General features: G+C 69.1%; 15 protein-coding genes. 5 read left to right on the forward strand and 10 right to left on the reverse strand.

Annotation, left to right across the window (positions count from 1 at the left end; genetic code table 11):
• Positions 1-35 precede the first annotated feature (35 nt).
• Positions 36-1,556 (forward strand): cobyric acid synthase, encoded by a 1,521-nt coding sequence (locus AC3WVS_RS17760; protein WP_492319718.1) that lies wholly within the window; start codon positions 36-38, stop codon positions 1,554-1,556.
• A gap of 131 nt (positions 1,557-1,687) precedes the next feature.
• Positions 1,688-2,881: a PepSY-associated TM helix domain-containing protein gene (locus AC3WVS_RS17765; protein ID WP_492319719.1), complete on the forward strand. Its 1,194-nt coding sequence runs from the start codon at positions 1,688-1,690 to the stop codon at positions 2,879-2,881.
• 49 nt (positions 2,882-2,930) lie between these two features.
• Here the strand turns inward: AC3WVS_RS17765 and panC are convergent, their stop codons facing one another.
• The 3 genes from panC to AC3WVS_RS17780 form a co-directional block, all read right to left on the reverse strand.
• Positions 2,931-3,779 (reverse strand): pantoate--beta-alanine ligase, encoded by an 849-nt coding sequence (gene panC / locus AC3WVS_RS17770; RefSeq protein WP_492319720.1) that lies wholly within the window; start codon positions 3,777-3,779, stop codon positions 2,931-2,933.
• A gap of 204 nt (positions 3,780-3,983) precedes the next feature.
• On the reverse strand, positions 3,984-4,868 hold the full coding sequence (locus AC3WVS_RS17775; RefSeq protein ID WP_492319721.1) for a segregation and condensation protein A: 885 nt from the start codon (positions 4,866-4,868) through the stop codon (positions 3,984-3,986).
• 31 nt (positions 4,869-4,899) lie between these two features.
• Entirely contained in the window at positions 4,900-5,091 is a 192-nt protein-coding gene (locus AC3WVS_RS17780; protein WP_010814904.1) for a DUF3460 family protein, read from the reverse strand.
• 167 nt (positions 5,092-5,258) lie between these two features.
• Between AC3WVS_RS17780 and AC3WVS_RS17785 the strand changes: the two genes are divergently transcribed.
• The 3 genes from AC3WVS_RS17785 to bamE are packed head-to-tail and all read left to right on the forward strand — an operon-like array spanning position 5,259 to position 11,806.
• Complete coding sequence (locus AC3WVS_RS17785) at positions 5,259-7,061, forward strand: autotransporter assembly complex protein TamA (protein ID WP_492319722.1); 1,803 nt, start codon at positions 5,259-5,261, stop codon at positions 7,059-7,061.
• 40 nt (positions 7,062-7,101) lie between these two features.
• Positions 7,102-11,214: a translocation/assembly module TamB domain-containing protein gene (locus AC3WVS_RS17790; RefSeq protein ID WP_492319723.1), complete on the forward strand. Its 4,113-nt coding sequence runs from the start codon at positions 7,102-7,104 to the stop codon at positions 11,212-11,214.
• Between the two features lie 43 nt (positions 11,215-11,257).
• A complete protein-coding gene (gene bamE / locus AC3WVS_RS17795; RefSeq protein ID WP_492319724.1) occupies positions 11,258-11,806 on the forward strand; it encodes an outer membrane protein assembly factor BamE domain-containing protein in 549 nt (182 codons plus the stop codon).
• A gap of 15 nt (positions 11,807-11,821) precedes the next feature.
• Here the strand turns inward: bamE and AC3WVS_RS17800 are convergent, their stop codons facing one another.
• From AC3WVS_RS17800 to AC3WVS_RS17830, 7 genes are all read right to left on the reverse strand, one after another.
• Positions 11,822-12,787, reverse strand: coding sequence for an ABC transporter ATP-binding protein (locus AC3WVS_RS17800; protein WP_492319725.1), 966 nt, complete (start codon positions 12,785-12,787; stop codon positions 11,822-11,824).
• A gap of 17 nt (positions 12,788-12,804) precedes the next feature.
• The gene (locus AC3WVS_RS17805) at positions 12,805-13,851 is read right to left on the reverse strand and encodes an ABC transporter ATP-binding protein (protein ID WP_492319726.1); all 1,047 of its coding nucleotides are present in this window, start codon (positions 13,849-13,851) and stop codon (positions 12,805-12,807) included.
• Positions 13,848-14,741, reverse strand: a complete 894-nt coding sequence (locus AC3WVS_RS17810; RefSeq protein ID WP_492319727.1) for an ABC transporter permease — start codon at positions 14,739-14,741, stop codon at positions 13,848-13,850. Before AC3WVS_RS17810 ends, AC3WVS_RS17805 begins: the two co-directional genes overlap by 4 nt.
• The gene (locus AC3WVS_RS17815; protein ID WP_492319728.1) at positions 14,734-15,645 is read right to left on the reverse strand and encodes an ABC transporter permease; all 912 of its coding nucleotides are present in this window, start codon (positions 15,643-15,645) and stop codon (positions 14,734-14,736) included. Before AC3WVS_RS17815 ends, AC3WVS_RS17810 begins: the two co-directional genes overlap by 8 nt.
• Positions 15,646-15,714: 69 nt before the next feature.
• Positions 15,715-17,316, reverse strand: a complete 1,602-nt coding sequence (locus AC3WVS_RS17820) for an ABC transporter substrate-binding protein (protein ID WP_492319729.1) — start codon at positions 17,314-17,316, stop codon at positions 15,715-15,717.
• A 59-nt stretch (positions 17,317-17,375) separates the two neighbouring features.
• A complete protein-coding gene (locus tag AC3WVS_RS17825; RefSeq protein ID WP_492319730.1) occupies positions 17,376-18,167 on the reverse strand; it encodes an IclR family transcriptional regulator in 792 nt (263 codons plus the stop codon).
• Positions 18,168-18,288: 121 nt separating this feature from the next.
• Entirely contained in the window at positions 18,289-20,022 is a 1,734-nt protein-coding gene (locus AC3WVS_RS17830; protein WP_492319731.1) for an AMP-binding protein, read from the reverse strand.
• Positions 20,023-20,067 lie beyond the last annotated feature (45 nt).

Here is a 20,067-nt window from a genome sequence, read left to right on the forward strand (position 1 = left end):
GGAGGTGTTGCAGGCACCGGTGCGATAATCCGCCAATGCAGACCGACTCCTCGCAATCCCTGCCGCCGGGTGCCCTGCGCGGCACGCTGATGGTCCAGGGCACGACTTCCGATGCCGGCAAGAGCACCATCGTGGCCGGCCTGTGCCGGGTGCTGGCGCGTGCCGGCACGCACGTGGTGCCATTCAAGCCGCAGAACATGGCGCTGAACAGCGCGGTCACCGCCGACGGCGGCGAGATCGGCCGCGCGCAAGCGCTGCAGGCACAGGCCGCGCGGCTGGCACCGCATACCGACATGAACCCGGTGCTGCTCAAGCCCAGCAGCGACACCGGCGCGCAGGTGATCATCCACGGCCGCGCGCGGCTGGACCTGGATGCGCGCGCCTACCATGCCTACAAGCCCGAGGCGATGAAGGCCGTGCTGGCTTCGCACACGCGCCTGGCGCAGGCCTATGAGGTGGTGCTGGTGGAGGGCGCCGGCAGCCCGGCCGAGGTCAACCTGCGCGAGCGCGACATCGCCAACATGGGCTTTGCCGAGCGCGTCGACTGCCCGGTGGTGCTGGTGGCGGACATCGACCGCGGCGGCGTATTTGCGCACCTGGTCGGCACGCTCGACTGCCTGTCCGACAGCGAACGCGCGCGCGTGACCGGCTTCATCATCAACCGCTTCCGCGGCGATATCGGCCTGCTGGAGCCGGGACTGGACTGGCTGGTGGCGCGCACCGGCAAGCCGGTATTCGGCGTGCTGCCCTACCTGCACGGCCTGCATCTCGATGCCGAGGACGCCATAATCGGCGCGCAAGCGGACAAGGCCGGCACGCCGGCGCAGCGCCTGCGCGTGATCGTGCCGGTGCTGCCGCGCATCGCCAACCATACCGACTTCGACGCGCTGCGCGCGCACCCGCAGGTGGACCTGCAGTTCGTCGGGCCCGGCATGCCGATCCCGCCCGCGGACCTGGTGGTGCTGCCCGGCAGCAAGAACGTGCGCGGCGACCTGGACTTCATCCGCGTCAATGGCTGGGACGCGGCGCTGGCCCGGCACCTGCGCTACGGCGGCAAGCTGATCGGGATCTGCGGCGGCATGCAGATGCTGGGGCGGCAGGTGCACGATCCCGATGGCCGCGAAGGCCCGGCCGGCAGCAGCGCCGGGCTGGGCTGGCTGGACTTCGAGACCACGCTGGCCGCAGAGAAGCAACTGCGCCAGGTCGGCGGCCGGCTGGCGCTGGATCAGGCCGATGCGCCGGTGCGCGGCTACGAGATCCACCTTGGCGTCACCACGGGCGCGGGGCTGGAGCAGCCGGCCCTGTGGCTCGAGCGCGGCGACGGCACGGTGCGGCCCGACGGCGCGCGCTCGGCCGACGGCCAGGTGCTGGCCACCTATGTCCACGGCCTGTTCGACGAGCCTGCCGGTTGCCAGGCGCTGCTGCGCTGGGCCGGGCTCGACGGCGCCCAGGCGGTGGACCTCGATGCATTGCGCGAAGCATCGATCGAGCGGCTTGCCGACACCATGACCGCGCACCTGGACCTGGAAGCGATGCTGGCGCCGCTGCGGCGCTGACGCACGCGGCACGGCCGCCTGGCAGGGCCCTGCTAGAATCGCGAATCTTTCGCATTTGCATTCTGCGTGGAGGTGGCTTGTGCGCCATATTCCACGCAGGCAGCGTCCGCTCAACGTACTTCAGCCCCCACATGGTCACCGGCCGCCTGCGCGTCGTCCTCGTCAAACTGCACCTGTATATCGGCCTGAGCCTTGGCCTGCTGTTCGTCCTGTTTGGGCTGACCGGCATGACCATCGCCTGGCGCGAAGAACTGGATGCCTGGCTCAACCCTGACCTGCTGGTGGCGTCCGCGCCGATGACGCAGCCGGTGTCGCCGGCCACGGTCCAGGCAGTGACCGAGCGGCTGGCCGCGCCCCCCTACGGCAAGCCCAACCTGCTGATGCTGCCGGTCCATGCCGACGGCGTCTTTATCGCCTGGTATCCGGTCAAGGGGCCCGACGGCGTGGTGCCGGGCCGCTCGCGCCAGGTGATGGTCGATCCGGTCACGCTTGCGGTGAAGGGCGAACGCGTCTGGGGCGAGGCGGGCCTGTCGCGCCGGCTGCTGCTGCCGACGCTGTTCCACCTGCATCGCTACCTGCTGTCGGGCGACACCGGCAAGACCATCACCGGCATCGCCGGCATGCTGCTGTTGCTGACCACGCTGGTGGGCGTGGCGGTGTGGTGGCCCAAGATGAAGCTGCGCTCGGTGGTGCAGGCGTTCCGCATCACCCATGGCGGATCATGGTCGCGCTTCAACTATTCGCTGCATCGCGCCGGCGGCATCCTGGCCGCGCCGGTGCTGGCCACCATCGCCTTTTCGGGCTGGTACCTGAACCTGCCGAAGTGGGTGACACCGATGGTGGCCGGCGTGATGACCGTGACGCCGCCGGTGAAGCACGTCTCGGCACCGGCGCCGGCCGGGGCCCGGCCGCTGGGCGCGGGCGAGATCATGGCGGCGGCGCAGGCCCAGTACCCGCAAGCGCAGGTGACCCGCATCAGCTTCCCGCGCAAGCCGGGCGATGCGTTCGAGATCCGGCTGCGCCAGCCCGGCGAGGTGCGCAAGGATACCGGTGCGACGCGGCTGTGGCTCGATGCCTGGAGCGGCAAGCCGCTGGGCGTGCGTGATCCGCAGCAGGCGCCGGCGGGGGACACGTTGCTGAACTGGCTGTTCCCGCTGCATACCGGCGAGGCCTTCGGGCTGCCGGGGCGGATCTTCATCACGCTGTTCGGGCTGGCGCCGCTGGCGTTTGCCGTGACCGGCGTGCTGATCTGGTGGAAGCGGCGGCGGGGACACCAGCGGCATGTGGTGAAGGCCGCACAGCGATCCGGCATGCGCCGGGCATGAAAAAAGCAGGCCGCCGGCCTGCTTTTTTTGTCTGGCGCGGCGCCGCCGCTCAGATTTCCAGGTTGTCGATCAGCCGGGTCGCGCCCAGCTTGGCGGCAGTCAGGATCACCAGCGGCTCGCCGGCGAGAAATTCCTCGCGCGTCGGCGCCTGCAGGTCGACGCGCTTGCGGATCGACACGTAGTCCGGCTTCCAGCCGCGCCTGGCCAGCGATTCCTTCGCATTCGCCTCGACCGCAAGCAGGTCGGCGGAAGCGCGGTCGCTGCCCAGCACGGTGTCGCGCACGTCATGCAGCGTGCGGTACAGCACCGGCGCCTCGGCGCGTTCGTCGGGGGTCAGGTAGCGGTTGCGCGACGACAGCGCCAGGCCGTCTTCGGCTCGGATGGTCTCGGCGGGGATGATGTCGATCGGCAGGGCAAACTGCTGCACCATGCGGCGCACGATCATCAACTGCTGGTAGTCCTTCTTGCCGAACACCGCCACGCGCGGCTGCGCGCACGAGAACAGCTTCATCACCACCGTGCACACGCCCTTGAAGAAGCCGGGGCGGAACTCGCCTTCCAGGATGTCACCCAGGTCATGCGGCGGCTCGACGCGGTATTCCTGCGGTTCGGGGTACATATCGCGCTCGGACGGCGCGAACAGCACGTAGACGCCTTCCTTCTGCAGTTTTTCGATATCGTCCTGCAGCGTGCGCGGGTACTTGTCGAAATCCTCGTTCGGGCCGAACTGCAGGCGGTTCACAAAGATCGATGCCACCACCGGGTCGCCGTGCTGGCGCGCCAGGCGCATCAGCGACAGGTGGCCTTCGTGCAGGTTGCCCATGGTGGGGACGAAGGCAGCGCGGTTCTGGCCGCGCAGTTGGTCGCGCAGCTCTTGGATGGAGGAAATGACTTTCATCTGCCTTGGTGTGCTGGTCGTGGTAGGTGTGACCCGGGCGCCGGTCCGTCGAGGGGCGGCACATGGACTACCGGTCTCGGCCTTCTGTCGGGCGCGGGGCCTTCTGGCACTTGCCTGCGGGGCCTGCACCGTGGGCCATTTGGCCGGCTGTCGGCGGATTGTAGAACATGTTGGGACGGGGCCGGACCCCGCAGCGCGGGTGGGTCAGGTCGGGCTGTACGCCAATCGCACATAAATTGGTGCGAACGGTTCGGCCTGGGTGATCTCCACCAGCGCTTCGCGCGACAGCTCCAGCATGGCGATAAAGTTCACCACCACCACCGGCACGCCCTTGCCGGAGCGCACCGCGTCCTCGAACAGCTCGGAGAATTCCATGAAGCGCGCGTGCTGCAAGCGGCGCAGGATCTGGCTCATGTGCTCGCGCACCGACAGTTCCTCGCGCGAGATCTTGTGGTGCTGGTTGAGCTTGGCGCGCTTGAGCACATCGGCCCAGGCGGCCTGCAGGTCGATCGTCTCCACTTCCGGGAAGCGCGGCGCCAGGCTCTGCTCGATATACACCTGCGAGCGCAGGAAGTCGCGGCCCAGCTGCGGCACCGTGTCCAGGCGCTGCGCGGCCAGCTTCATCTGCTCGTATTCCAGCAGGCGGCGCACCAGCTCGGCGCGCGGGTCCTCGGCCTCATCGTCGCTGTCGGCCTTCTTGACCGGCAGCAGCATGCGCGACTTGATCTCGATCAGCATGGCCGCCATCAGCAGGTATTCGGCGGCCAGCTCGAGGTTGGTCTTGCGGATCTGCTCGATGTAGGACAGGTACTGCCGGGTGACCTGCGACATCGGGATGTCGAGGACATTGAAGTTCTGCTTGCGGATCAGGTACAGCAGCAGGTCCAGCGGGCCCTCGAAGGCTTCCAGGAAGATCTCGAGCGCATCCGGCGGGATGTACAGGTCCTGCGGCAGCTTGAACAGCGGCTCGCCGTACAGGCGCGCGAAGGCCATCCCGTCGACCATGTCGGCGGGGCCGGCTGCAACGGCCGGGGCCACGGCAGGCAGCTCGACGGGCAGTGGCAGCTTGTCCTGGTCGCCTGCGCTCATGGGCGGCGTGCGCTCGCGGGGGCGGCGGGAATCAGTTGTCCTGCGCGTAGACGTATGGCTTCTGCGCCACGCGCGAAGCTTCGGCGCGGGCGCGCTCTTCCAGGTCGATCGGCGACTTGTCCCACAGCAGGGCACGGCCGTCGCGCTGTTCGGCCTCCAGCGTCGGGCGCTCTTGCTTGAGCTGCTTCAGGAACTGGGTGATATCGGATTCGTAGATGGCCATGTTCAACCGTGATGCGCCCGCGCGGGCGCCAGATAGGTACAGTGGGCCACGATTTTACAGTATCGGCCCCCCGGGATGCATCCAGGCCGGGTGCAAGGCGCCGGAAAGTTCCGGGCACAAGGCCGGGTGTGGTCAAATACCGACTTTGTATGTGTGGACAATCGGCGATGCCGCAAGACACCGCTATTACCGCTGACTCTGCTGGCCGCGCGCGCGTGGCCGTTCGCTTACTGGCCGCGCTGGGCGCGGTGCTGGCGCTGGCGGCCGCCCCGGCGCGCGCCGCCTACAAGGTCGAAGTCGAGGCGCCCAAGCCGATCCGCGAGATGCTGGAAGAGCATCTGGACCTGGCACGCTACCAGGACCGCGCCGACCTTTCGCCGGACCAGCTCGACTATATGATCGAGACCGTCGGCGAGCAGGTGCGGGCGTTCACCTCAACCGAGGGCTACTTCGACCCGACCACCACCACCCGCGTGGAAGGCGAGGGCGACAAGCGCGTGGTCCACGTGATGGTCGACCCCGGCGCGCGCACGCTGATCCGCAATGTCGACGTCCAGGTGACGGGCCCGGCGGCCACGCGCTCGCCCGAACAGGTGGCCGAGCTGCAGGCCAAGTGGGGACTGCCGGTGGGCGAGCCGTTCCGGCAGGGTGACTGGGACAAGGCCAAGGAGGACGCGCTGGTCACGCTGCAGAGCCACAACTACTACGGCGCGCGCCTGGCCGCGTCGCAGGCGCGCGTGGAGCCGGACGACCAGCGCGCGGACCTGTCCGCGCATTACGCCAGCGGCCCGGCCTACCTGCTGGGGCCGCTGAAGGTGACCGGCACGCGCCGCTATCCGGAACAGATCATCTACAACGTCAACCCGCTGAACGAGGGCGAGCCGTACCGCGTGGAGCGGCTGCTCGAGCTGCAGCGCGCGATCCAGAACCAGCCGTACTTCTCCAACGTGCAGGTCGACCTGGAACCGCCCCCGGACGCCGACAAGGCGGCAGACGGCGTGGTGACCGCGCCGGTCTCGGTGCGCGTGCGCGAATATCCGGCGCACCGGCTCAACAGCGGCGTGGGCTTTACCACCGACACCGGCGCGCAGGTCGAAGGCCGCTATTCGTACTACAACCTGTTCAACCGCGCCTGGACCTTCGACTCGCAGGCGCGGCTGGAGCAGAAGCGCTCCTATCTGTTCGCCGAGGCCGCGATGCCGCCGGACCGGGGCAACTACCGCAACAGCGTGTACAGCAGCTACGAGCGCACCATCGACATCGAGAACACCGACACTACCAGCCTGCGCGCGGGCCTGAAGCGCTCGCGCTCGCGCGAGAAGTACGATGTGACGACGTCGCTGGATTTCTACTACGACAAGCTGCTGCCGGATGGCCAGGCCAGCCAGATCAGCAAGGCACTGGTGCCGGCCTTTGCCTGGACGCGGCGCGACGTCGACAATCCGGTGTTCCCGCGCCGCGGCAACGTCATCAGCACCCAGATCGGGGTGGCCGCCAGGGGTTTCCTCAGCGATGCCACCTTCCTGCGGCTGTACGGCCGTATCCGCCAGTACATACCGGTGGGCAAGCGCGACCTGGTGGTGGCACGGCTGGAACTCGGTGCCGACCTGACCGGCGACAGTTCCAGCCAGATCCCGGCCACGCTGCGCTTCCGCGCCGGCGGCACCGATTCGATTCGCGGCTACACCTACCAGTCGATCGGCACGCCCAGCGGCTCCAGCATCTTGCCGGCCAAGTACCTGGGCACCGGCAGCCTGGAGTACCAGTACTGGTTCAAGCCGGACTGGGGCGTGGCGGTGTTCTGGGATCTCGGCACCGCCGCCGACAACCTGCGCGGCGTGACCATCTACAACGGCGTGGGCGTCGGCGTGCGCTGGCGCACGCCGGTGGGCCCGCTGCAGCTGGACGTGGGCTACGGCATCCAGGAGCAGCAGTTCCGCCCGCATATCTCGCTGGGGGTGGCGTTCTGATGCGGCACCCTCGTCTTTCACGCCTGACCCGGACGCCGGCATGAGCGCCCACGATCTGCCTTCGGTGCCCGGCAGCGATTCGGCCCGGACTCCGACCCCGCCCGCGCCGCGCAGGCGGCGGCGGTTGTGGCGCGTGCTGGCCTGGCTGGCCGGCATCCTGCTGCTGCTGATGGTGGCGCTGGCGGCGGCGGGCGTGGCGGCGCTGCGCACCGAGACCGGCACCCGCCACCTGTGGACGCTGGCCACGCGGCTGTCGGCCGGCATGCTCAGCGGCCGCCTGGAAGGCGGCACCGTGGCGCACGGCCTGCGCCTGCGCGACGTGGTGTTCGCCAGCGGCCAGACGCGCGTGGCGGTGGACCGCGTGGATGGCAACTGGGTGCTCGGCTGGCAGGCACGGCACCTGCACGTGCAGTGGCTGCGCATCGGCAAGGCCGAAGTGAGGCTCGGCCCGTCCGAGCCGAGCACCGAGCCGATGCAGAAGCCCACCTCGCTCGAACTGCCGCTGGCCATCGATGTCGATTCGCTGACGCTTGAGCGGCTGTCGCTGCTGCAGGGCACGGCGCCCGCGGCCGAGCCGATGGTGTTCAGCAACCTGGCCGGCGCGCTGCACAGCGACGGCCAGCGCCACCGCGTCAGCGTGGACAAGCTGGAAACACCGTACGGCAAGCTGGCGGCCAACGCCCAGGTGGGCGCACGCGCGCCGTTTGCGCTCAGCGCCGAAGCCTTGCTGGAGAGCAGCTGGCAGGATGAGTCCTTTGCCGTCAACGCCACCGCCAAGGGCAACCTGGACGCGCTGCGCGCCGAACTGCAGGCCAGCGGCGACCGCATCCACCTGCGCGCCGGCGTCGACCTGATGCCGTTCGGCAAGGTGCCGTTCACGCACCTGCTGGTCGATGGCGATCGCATCAACCCGCGCCTGTTCAGCCCGTCGGCGCCCCAGGCCAACCTGACCGTGCATGCCGAACTGCGGCCGGTGGGCGGCGTGGCGGCATCGGCGCCGCCGGCGGCATCGGGGGTCTCCGCATCCGCCCCTGCCGCTGCGCCTGCGCCCGCACCGCTGGCTGTCGCCGGCGACATCGAGATCCGCAACCTGGAAGCCGGTCCGCTGGACAAGGAGCGACTGCCGGTGCAGTCGGTGCGCGCCCATGTCGAGCTGAGCGAGATGGCACAGGCCGTCTCGGACCTGCGCGTGGCGCTGGCCGGCAAGGCCGAGATCTCCGGCGGCGGTTCGCTGCGCGGCGGCCGGGGCGGTTTCGACCTGGACGTGCGCAGGCTGGACCCGGCCGCGCTGCATGGCTCGCTGACCAGCGCCAGCCTGTCCGGCCCGGTGGTGGTGCGGATGGAGCCGGGCCGGCAAAGCGTGGCGCTGGACCTGTCGGGCGGGCCGCTCAAGCTTTTCGCCGATGCCAGCATCGATGCCGAGGCGCTCACGCTGGCCACGCTGCGCGCCGCGGTGGGCCCGGGTCTGCTGACCGCGGAAGGCAAGCTCGGCCTGAAGGACAAGCAGCCGTTCAGCTTCAAGGGCAAGCTGGCCTCGTTCGATCCCTCGCGCCTGGCCAAGGTTGCCGCCGGCCGCATCAATGCGGACTTCACCACGACCGGCGAGATCGCGCCCGAGCTTGGCGTGGCGCTGGATTTCGCCGTGCATGAGAGCGAATACGCGGGCCTGCCGATGACCGGCGGCGGCAAGGTGCGCCTGGCGGGCGAGCGGCTCTTGCCGAGCGAGGCTTCGCTCAGCATGGCCGGCAACCAGGCCAACCTGCGCGGCAGCTTCGGCGCGCGCGGCGATGCGCTCAAGCTGGCGGTCGATGCGCCGCAGCTGGAGCGGCTCAAGTTTGGCGTGGCCGGCAAGCTCAAGCTCGACGCCACCATCACCGGCACGCTGAAGAAACCCGAAGTGGTGGCCGACTACAACGCGCAGGCGCTGGAAGTGGGCCCGCACAAGGTGGCCAGCGCCAGCGGCCGCGCCGAGGTGCGTGGCGGCCTGGACGGCCCGCTCTCGGTGCAGCTGGCCGCGCGCGACTACCGTGGCCCGCAGGCCAGCCTGAGCACGCTCGACGCCACGCTCAACGGCACCCAGGCCAACCATACCTTCGACGTCAAGGCGGCCGGCAGCCTGAACAAGCGGCCATTGCAGCTGGCGCTGGCGGGGCAGGGCGCGTGGAAGGGCAAGGACGGCTGGAACGGCACCATCCGCACGCTGGAAGAGCGCGGCACCGTCAACCTGCGCCTGGCCGCGCCGACGCAGCTGCTGGTGGCCGACCAGCGCGTGCGCCTGGGCGCAGCGCGCCTGCTGCTGGACCGCGCCACCCTGACCATCGACAGCCTGGACTGGGACCACGGCCGCATCCGCAGCGCGGGCAGCCTGGACGGCCTGCAGGTGGGCCATGTGCTGGAGCTGATGGAAACCATCACCGGCGAGAAGCCGCCGGTGCGCTCCGACCTGGTCATCGACGGCCGCTGGAACCTGGCGCTGGCCGAGACCGCGACCGGCTTTGCCGAACTGCGCCGGCGCAGCGGCGACCTCTCGGTCAACGCCGGCCGGGGCTTCACCACGCTCGGCCTGGGCGAGACCAGCCTGCGCGCCGACGCCGGCGGCAACCGCATCGCGCTGCGCGGCGGCATGGTGTCGGGCCGCATCGGCAAGGTGGTGGTGGACGCCTCCGCCGGACTGGTGCAGGAGCAGGGGCTACAGACCGTGGGCCCGGCCTCGACCCTGGGCGGCACGGTCACCGTCGACGTGCCGCGGCTGAAATCGCTGGAAGCGCTGACCGGCCCGCAGTACGCCTTCGACGGCAAACTGGCCGCGGCGATGCGCCTGGCCGGCACGATCGGCGCGCCGCTGCTGACCGGCACCGTCGACGGCGACAACCTCGCCGTCACGCTGTACGACCTGGGCCTGCGCCTGACCGACGGCACCGTGCGCGTGGTGCTGGACCAGAACACGGTCGAGCTCAAGCACGTGGAATTCCACGGCGGCGACGGCAAGATCACCGCCACCGGCAACGTCAAGCTGGGCGAGGCCGATCCCAACCTGACCGGCAAGATCGTCGCCGACAAGCTGCAGCTGTTCGCCAGCCCCGAGCGCACGCTGGTGGTCTCGGGCGATGCCACCATCGCCAACGAGAACAAGCAGGTCGTGATCCGCGGCAAGATCCATGTCGACCGCGGCCTGTTCGACCTGCCCAAGGCCGGCGCGCCGGTGCTGGGCGACGATGTGGTGGTGATCCGGCGCAAGGACCAGCGTGCCGTGAAGACTGCCGCCACGCAGGCGCCGGAGACCAAGCCGGCAAGCAAGTTCAGCCCGGTGATCGACCTGACCGTGGACCTGGGCAACAACTTCCGCTTCCGGGGCGCGGGCGCGGACCTGTTGCTGGCCGGCCAGATGGGTGTCAAGAGCGAACCCCTGGCACCGATGAAGGCCACCGGCACGGTGCGCGTGACCGACGGCACTTATGAAGCCTTCGGGCGCAAGCTCGACATCGAGCGCGGCATCATCAACTTCAACGGCCCGATCGACAACCCGAACATGAACATCCGCGCCATGCGCCGCAACCAGGAAGTGGAGGCGGGCGTGGAGGTGACCGGCACGGTGCGGCTGCCGCGCGTGCGGCTGGTGTCGGAACCCAATGTGCCGGATGAGGATAAGCTCTCGTGGCTGATGTTCGGCTACGGCGCCGAAAGCGCCGGTGCCGGCCAGCAGCGCCAGCTGGGTGGTGCCGCGCTGGGCGGCGCGGCGCTGGGCATGATCGGCGGCAAGGCCGGCAAGGGCATCGTGCAGCATTTCGGCATCGACGAATTCTCGATCGGGCCCAGCACCGCGGGTCTCAATGACCAGCAGGTGGTCAGCATGGGCAAGGCCATTACCGAGCGTATGTCGGTAGGCTATGAGCAGAGCCTGACATCGGCCTCGAACGTGGTGAAGCTGACCTGGCAGTTTTCACGGCGCTGGTCGCTGATTGCCAAGGGCGGGTCCATCAACGGTTTGTCGGTCTTGTTCAACCGCCGCTTCGACAGCTGGGCGAACCTGTTCAGCGGGACCTCGGGTCGCAGCGACACCAGAAGGAGCCAGCAGGATGAGAGCCAGCCAACCAGTCCCGACAGCGCGGCACAGGCAGCCTCGGCAGCCATCGCCGAGCCCGTGCGCCGCTGACGGACGCCCCGCAACTTTCGCGTCGCCGCGACGCCTTGCCGCCATGGGACTCTTTGCCTCTTTGCTTGCGTTGTTCGGCTGCGACCAGCAGAAGGTCGATGAAGCCATGAAGAAGGCGGGCGACACCGCCCGCAACACCTGGAACGCGATCAAGCCCGACAGCGAGCTGTTCAAGGGCATCGTTCCCGGCCAGTCCACCGAGGAAGACCTGCGGCGCCAGGCCGGCAAGCCGGAGATCGTCTGGGAAGAAGCGGACGGCGGGCGCCGGCTTGAATACCCGCGCGGCCCGGAGGGCACTACCACCTGGATGGTCACCATCAGCGCCGATGGCAAGGTCGCGAAGATCGAGCAGGTGCTGTCAGCCGAGAACTTCGCCCGCGTGCGCGCCGGCATGAGCAAGGACGACATCCGCCGCTTGCTGGGCAAGCCCACCAAGGTGGAGGCGTTTGCGCTGAAGAAGGAAGAGGTATGGGGCTACCGCTGGATGGAAACCTCCACCGACAAGGCCTTCTTCAACGTGCATTTCAACAGCGACGGCACCGTCACCACGACCTCGCGCAGCGACGATCCGTCGAAGATGCAGGGCGGCTGACGCGCGCCCCGGTCGTCAGTGGAGCAGGTGGCAGGCGGCCACGTGCGCCGGCGCGGCTGAGCCGGCGGCCGGGTCCAGCCGCAGCACGCGGGGGATCTCGGTGGCGCAGGCCGGCACCGCGCGCGGGCAGCGCGGATGGAACTTGCAGCCCGCTGGCGGGTTCAGCGCCGAGCCGATATCGCCCAGGATCAGCCCCTCGGCCGGCTGGTGGTCGGGGTCGGGCCGCGGCGCCGAGCCCAGCAATGCCTGCGTGTAGGGGTGGCGCGGGGTGCTGAACACCGCCGCGCTGGGCCCGCTTTCGGCCATATTGCCCAGGTACATCACGCCCACCGCCGAGCTGAAGTGCTCCACCAGCGCCAGGTCATGGGCGATCACCACATAGGCCAGGCCGAAGCTGCGCTGGATATCGGACAGCAGGTTGACGATCTGCGCCCGGATCGAGACATCCAGCGCCGAGGTGGGCTCGTCCAGCACGATCAGCCGCGGCTGCAGCGCCAGCGCGCGCGCCACGGCAATGCGCTGGCGCTGGCCGCCGCTGAACTCGTGCGGGTACAGGTCGAGCGCGCCGGGCGGCAGGCCGACGATCTCCAGCAGCTCCAGCAGCCGGCGGCGCAGCGCGGCGCGGTCGCCGCCCTGGCCGTGCGCAAGCAGCGGCTCGGCCAGCAGCATGCCCACTTTCAGGCGCGGATTGAGCGACGAGGACGGATCCTGGAACACCGCCTGCACCTGGCGCCGGTAGCCCAGCACGCCCTTGCGGTCCAGCGCCAGCACGTCCTGGCCGTCGAAGCGGATGGTGCCGGCGCTGGGGCGCTCAAGCAGCAGCAGCTGCCTGGCGATGGTGGTCTTGCCGCAGCCGGACTCGCCCACCAGCGCATAGGTCTGGCCGGCATCCACGGCAAAGCTGACGCCGTCGACGGCGCGCACGGTGCCGCCGCCGCGCGCGGGGAAATGCTTCTTCAGGTTTTCGACTTCGAGCAGCATGGCCGCCTCCTGGGTTCTCAGCCGGCCGACGCCAGCCAGCAACTGACCTTGTGGCCCGATTCAAGTTCGATCTCGGGGGGATAGGCGTCATCGCACAGCGGCTTGCGGTGCGGGCAGCGCGCCGCGAAGCGACAGCCGTGCGGCGGGTCGATCAGGCTGGGCGGGCTGCCCTGGATGGCGTAGAGCCGCTCGCGCTTTTCGCCGAAGTGGGGAATGGCCTGGAGCAGGGCCTGCGTGTAGGGATGGGCGGGGCGCTGGTACAGTGTGCGCACATCGCCGGTCTCGACAATGCGCCCGGCGTACATCACCGCGACCCGGTGGCAGATGCTGGCTGCCACGCCCAGGTCGTGCGTGATCAGGATGATGCCGACACCGGTCTGCGCCTGGATCTTGCGGAACAGCGCCATGATCTGCACCTGGATGGTCACGTCCAGTGCCGAGGTGGGCTCGTCCGCCACCAGCAGGCGCGGCGCGCTGGCGATGGCCATGCCGGTCACCACGCGCTGGCGCATGCCGCCGCTGAACTGGTGCGGATAATCGTCCAGCCGCGTCTCGGGCGAGGGGATGCGCACGCTGTCCAGCACCTGCACCACCTGGCGCCGGCGCGCCTCGCGGCTGTCGGCGCGGCCGTGGTAGCGCAGCGGTGCGCCGACCTGGTCGCCCACCGTGAAGACCGGGTTCAGCGAGGTCAGCGGATCCTGCGAGATCATCGCGATCTTGCGGCCGCGGTACTGCGTGCTCATGGTCTTCTCGGGCAGCTGCAGCAGGTCAACGCCATCGAGCAGCACCTTGCCGCCCAGTTGCACGCCGCCCTGGCGCGGCAGCAGGCGCAGGATCGACAGGATGGTCATGGACTTGCCGGAGCCGGATTCGCCCACCACGCCCAGGGTCTCGCCCTCATGCACGTGCAGGTCGACCCCGTCCACGGCGCGCACCGTGCCGCGGCGCAGTCCTAGGTGCGTGGTCAGCCCCTGCACCGACAGCATGGGCGCGCCGCGGGGGGAGCCCCCGGCGGCGGGCGAGGGCGACGGGCATTGCGTCACGTGCGGATCGGGGCCGGTCATAGCTGCCTCCTTTTCGGGTCGAAGTGGTCGCGCAGCCAGTCGCCCAGCAGGTTGGACGCCAGGCAGGTGGCCATGATGGCCAGTCCGGGCATGGTGATGGCCCACCATGCGTTGGTGATGTAGTTGCGCGCATCGGCCAGCATCAGCCCCCACGACACATCGGGTTGCTGGATGCCCAGCCCGAGAAAGCTGAGCGAGGCCTCGAAGATGATCACCTGGCCCACCTGCAGCGTGGCCAGCACCAGCAGGGTGTTGAGCAGGTTGGGCAGCAGGTGGCGGCGGAAGATGGTGAGCGTGCCGCAGCCGGCCACGCGCGCCAGCGCCACGTAGTCGCGCTGCTTGAGCGACATCACCTCGCCGCGCACGATGCGCGCGTACCAGGTCCAGTAGGTCACCACGATCACCAGCACCACGGTGTTGAAGCCCGGGCCCAGCACCGCGGCCAGCACCAGCGCCAGCGCCAGCGCGGGGATCGACATCTGGATATCGACCAGCCGCATGATGAGCGCGTCCAGGCGTCCGCCGAAGTAGCCGGCCAGCATGCCGGCGGCGGTGCCGATGCCGCCCGAGATCAGGATCGCGTACAGCGCGACCACCAGCGAGATGCGCGTGCCGGCCATGATGCGCGAGAGCAGGTCGCGCCCCATGTTGTCGGTGCCCAGCGGATAGGCCCAGCTGCCGCCCGCCAGCCAGGCCGGCGGCTGGAAGGCCAGGCCGAGGTCGAGGCCGTTGGGGTCGTGCGGCAGCAGCGCCTCGCCGCCGACGGCGCAGACCAGCAGCACGGGGAAGATTGCCAGCGCAAACCAGGGCAGGCCACCCAGGTCACGCCGCTGGCGCTTGCGGGCCGGCGCCGCCGTGGCGCTGGCAGGAGGAACGGCGATCTCAGGCATGGCGGATCCTCGGGTCGATCAGGCCGTAGCTCAGGTCGACCAGCAGGTTGGACAGCACGAACAGCACGGAGGTGAGCATCACGCCCGCCTGCACCACGGGAAAATCGCGCGCGAACACGGCCTCGACCACGGTGCGGCCGACGCCTGGCCAGGCGAAGATGACTTCGACCACGAAGGCGCCGCCCAGCATCGCCGCGAAGTACACACCGAGGATGGTCACCAGCGGAATCGCCGCATTGCGCAGCGCGTACTTCCAGATCAGCATGTGCTCGGGCAGGCCCATGGCGCGGCCCATGCGGATGTAGTCGCTGTCCAGCACATCCAGCATGGCCGAGCGCACCACGCGGGTCTGCGCGGCCACCGGATACCAGCCCAGCGCAATCGCGGGCAGCACCAGGCTGTTCCACGATTCGCGCCCGAACGCGGGCAGCCAGTTCAGCTGCACCGCGAAGAACAGGATCAGCAGCAGCCCGACCCAGAAGTTGGGCATGGCCTGGCCGAGCATGGCGAAGACCTTGGCAAAGCGGTCGAACCAGGAGCCGCGGTAGACCGCCGACAGCACGCCGAACGGCACCGCCATCGCAATCGAGAAGCCCAGCGCGGCCAGCGCCAGCTCCACCGTGGCCGGCAGCCGCTCCAGGATCAGGCCGAGGGCCGGTTCCTGCCAGCGGTAGGAGTTGCCGAAGTCGCCGGTGACGGCATGGCCGAGGAAGACCAGATACTGCGCCACCAGGGGCTGGTCCAGGCCGAGATGGCGGCGCGTTGCCTCGATCACCTGCGGCGGCGCGTCGGCCGGCAGCAGCAAGGCAAGCGGGTCGCCGGACAGGCGCGAGATCAGGAAGATGATCACGCTCGCGCCAAGGATGCTGATCAGGCCGTGCAGCAGGCGTTTTGCAATAGGCATGACAGGCTCCGTCGGAGATTCGTCAGCGGGGATGCCGCGTCCGGCACGGGCGCCGGGCGCGGCGGCGGATCAGCGCTGCTTCCAGCTGACTTCCTGGAATGAGCGCCAGTAGTCGCGGATGGGCCAGGGCACGTAGTCGATCTTGTTGTCGCGCCAGGCAAAGGTCACCAGCGGCCGGTAGGTCGGCAGGCCGCCCAGCACGCGCTCCTGCTTGAGCCGCGCGATCTGGCGCAGCAGCGCGGTGCGCGCCGCGGGGTCCATGGTCTGACGCTGCTTCTCCAGCAGCGCGTCGACCTCGGGGTCGCTGGTGTAGGAATAAGTGCCCCAGCCGCCGCCGCTCTGGTAGCTGTGCAAATGGCCGGACCAGGCCAGTCCCGGGTCGCCGGGCAGGCCCTGCGACCACATCCAGCTCAGCACGCCGTCCATCTCCGGCGGGCCCGAGCGGCCGCGCTTGCCCAGGCTGATCCAGGCCCCGTACTCCAGGTTGCGCACCTGGCAGCGGATGCCCACGGAACTCAGGTAGGCATACATGGCTTCGCCCACTTCCTTCACGCCCGGTTCGCGCGGCGTGGTGAGGTTGTAGCAGGGGGTCTCGAAGCCATTGGGGTAGCCTGCCTGCCTGAGCAGCTCGCGCGCACGCTTCTGGTCGAAGGCGTAGGGCTTGAGTTCGGGGTCGTAGCCATTCGACTCCTTGCCCACCTGCGCATAGCGCTCGCCCTGGCCGAACAGCACGCGCTTGATGATGGCGTCGACGTCGATGGCGTGCGCGGCCGCCTGCCGCACGCGCACATCGTTGAACGGCGACTTCGGCATCTGCGTGTTGAAATTGAGGAAGAGGTTGTTGCCGCTCACCAGCGTGACGGTCTTCACGCCCGGCATCTTCTTGAACTCTTCGACCATCGAAGGCGGTACGTTGTCGATGAAATCGACCTTACCGGTCTTGAAGGCCGCCACCCGGGTCAGGTCCTCGGGAATCACCTTGATGGTCAGTTCCTTGACGCCGGGCCGCTTTTCCTTGTTCCAGTAGCCGTCAAACGCTTCCAGCTTCAGCTCGTCCTTGACCGTGCGCGAGACAAACTTCCATGGGCCGGTGCCGACCGGCTTGCGGGCGAACTCTTCTTCGCCGACCTTCTGGATGTACTTCTTGGGCATGGCCCACAGCTGCATGTTGCCGACGATGAACTGCGCATCCGGCTCCTTGAAATGCAGCCTGAAGCGGTGCGCATCCACGATCTCGAAACGCTCGACCGACGAGACATAGTGCGAGAAGAAGCTGCTCTTGGGGTCGCGCTGGCGTTGCCAGGAGAACTCGAGGTCCTCGGACGTCAGCGGGTCGCCGTTGTGGAAGCGCACGCCCTTGCGCAGCTGCACGTCGAGAACGGGCTTGCCGTCCTTGCCGGTTTCCAGCTTCCAGTTCTCCGCCAGCCAGTTCTCGTCCTTGAGCGCGGCATTGCGGCGCACCAGCATCTCGAAGATCTGGCCGACAAAGTAGTGGTCGACGCCGGCCGAGATCTTGACCGGGTCGAGCGTGGTCGACTCCGCGCCGAAGGCGACGGTGAGGCTGCCGGTGGCCGGCGAGGGCGGGGCGGCCTGGGCCGCGGGGATGGTGGCGGCGGCCAGCATGCCGGCCAGCAGGCGGCGCCAGGCGGCGTCGGTCAACTTCACTTGCATGGTGCTCCTCCTGTTGCGCCGTCTCGTGGCGGCGCTGTTGGTGTGGATAACTGATGCGCTCAGCGCGGGAAGCTGCCTTCCAGCTGGCGTACCACCTCCAGCAGGCGCGGGCGCACCTCGTCGAGCAGGAATGACGGGGACAGGCGGAACGACGGTCCGCCCACGTTGAGGGCCATGGGCGGCATGCCATGGCCGGGCTCGAAGCCGCGCGCGATGCCGTTGACGTCTGGCTGCCAATCGCCCATCGAGCAGGTCACGCCCAGGGTGAGGTGGTCCGCCAGGCCCTGTTCGATGCCCTGGCGCAGGCGCGGCCACGCCATGTCGTCGACGTCGCGCACCTGTTCCATGAAGGCCTGCCGCTCTTCGTCCGGCACCACCGCCAGCCAGGCGCGGCCGATGGCCGAGGTGGCGACCGGAATGCGCGAGCCGGTATCGAGCGTCAGCGCAATCGCGGCGCAGCTGCGGCAGTGCTCGACATAGATCATCGAGAAGCGGTCGCGCGTGCCCAGCGACACCGTGCCGCCGGAAAAGTCCGCCAGCTCCTGCATCAGCGGTCGCGCCACCTTGCGGATGTCCAGCCGCGACAGCATGGCGCTGCCCAGCCGCAGGCAGGCCGTGCCCAGGCTGTACTTGTGGCTGCCTTCGGCCTGCGCCAGGTAGCCCAGCCGGGTCAGGGTGGAGGTCAGGCGCGATACGGTCGACTTGGGCAGCCCGCAGCGCCGGGCGATTTCCTGGTTGCCCAGCACGCGGTCGCTGGTGCGGAAGCAGGCCAGCACTTCCAGCCCGCGCGCCAGCGCGGTGACGAAGTGGCGGTCTTCCTTGAAGGCATTGCCGGTGGATCGGTCCTGCATAACCGTTGGCTCCCTCGTTGTGCCGTTGCACGCCAGCCGCGCTTGTTCGACGCGCAGGCGTGCCGGACGCGCGCGCGGCGTCCTGGTCCGGTACGGCGGTACTACCCGACAGCGGTCCCGTTCAGCCGCCGGCCTCGGTATCCAGCAAGGCCTGCAGCTCGACCTTGCGCACCTTGCCGGTGGCGGTCAGCGGGAACTCGGGCAGGATGCGGATCTCGGGCACCTTGTAGACCGCCATCTGCTCGCGGCACCATGCATGCAGCGTGTCGGCAGTGATGCCGTCGGCGTGCTCGGCGCGCAGGCGGATAAAGGCCACCGGCACCTGGCCCTTGTCCGGGTCGGGGCGGCCCACCACGGCCGACCCCAGCACCGCCGGGTGGCGCGACAGCAGCACCTCCAGCTCGGACGGGAACACGCTCATGCCGCGCACCTTGAGCATCTCCTTGCGCCGTCCCAGGAAATGCAGGTAGCCCGCCTCGTCATAGGCGCCGATATCGCCGGTGCGGAACCAGCCGTCGCGGAATACCTCGGCATCGACGTCGGGGCGGCCCCAGTAGCCCTTGAACAGCGACGGCGTGCTGACCACGATCTCGCCTTCCTCGCCGACCGGCAGCACCGCGCCGGTGTCGAAGTCGCAGATCTTGATGCGCGTGCCCGGCACCGGCAGGCCGACAAAGACCGGGCGGCCGCGCAGGTCCATGTCGTCGTCCTGCATGCCGGTGGTGAAGGTGTCGCTGGTATGGGTCTCGGTCATGCCCCAGGCGCCTTCGGCAATGATGCTGCCGGTCAGCGCGTGCCAGCGCTGGCGGATGTCGGGGGTGATCTTGCGGATGAACGAGGCGGCGCGCGTGTGCTGCAGCGAACGCAGGTCGTAGCGGCCGGATTCGGGGTGGTTCATCAGTTCGACCGCGTTGTCCACCACCACGAAGGTGCGGTTGACGCGATAGCGCTCGATCGCGGCCATTACCGCCACCGGGTCCCAGCGCGCCAGCAGCACCACGGTCGCGCCGCTGAAGATCGGATAGATCAGCCCGAGGTTCTCGCCCGCGATCCAGAACATCGGCAGGAAGTTCAGCATCACGTCGTTCGAGCCCTCTGCCAGCCGTTCCGCATCGACACCGCCGGTGAGCGCGTAGGAAGCCGCTGCGGTGTAGACCATGTCGCGCTGCGTGTGCATGCAGCCTTTGGGCAGGCCGGTGGTGCCGCCGGTGTAGTTCAGCGCGGCCAGCGCGTCCATGTCGACCGGGGGCAGTGCGACCGGCGTGGTGTCGCGCAGCGCCTGCAGCAGGTCGATGGTGCCTTCCACTGCCAGCGGAGGCGCGTCGAGGCCCGCTGGCAGCGGCAGGTCCGGCTGCGCCGGCAGCATCGCGCCGGCACTGGTGGTGTAGACGGTGTGCAGCCGCGTCTGTGCGCGCACCGACATCAGCAGCGGCGCAAGCTGGTCCTGCACGATGGCGGTGGTGGCGCCGGCATCGTTCAGTTCGTAGACCAGCTCCTGTTCCTTGAAGAGCGGGTTGACCGGCACATAGACCGCGCCCAGCTTCAGGATACCGTAGAAGACCACGTGGAATTGCGGGCAGTTGCCCATCATCACCGCCACCCGGTCGCCCGCGCCCACGCCGCGGTCCTTGAGCAGCGCGGCGCAGCGCTCGGACAGGTCGTCGAGCTCGGCATAGGTCACGGTGGTGCCGTACCAGACCAGCGCGGCGTGGTCCGGGCGCTTGCGCGCCCACGCGCGCAGGTAGTCGCCCAGCGGAGCCTCGCCATGGGGATAGACCGGTGCATCGGGCAGGCCTGCGGGCCAGATCTTGCGATGCCGGGCTTCCAGGTCCTCGAAGAACGCCTGTTCGTTCATCTGCTGTCTCCTCTTGCTTTCGCTCTGGTTCTGTCTGCCGCCGCG

It is taken from the genome of Cupriavidus sp. CPT47-8839-RL05A, from assembly GCF_058792255.1.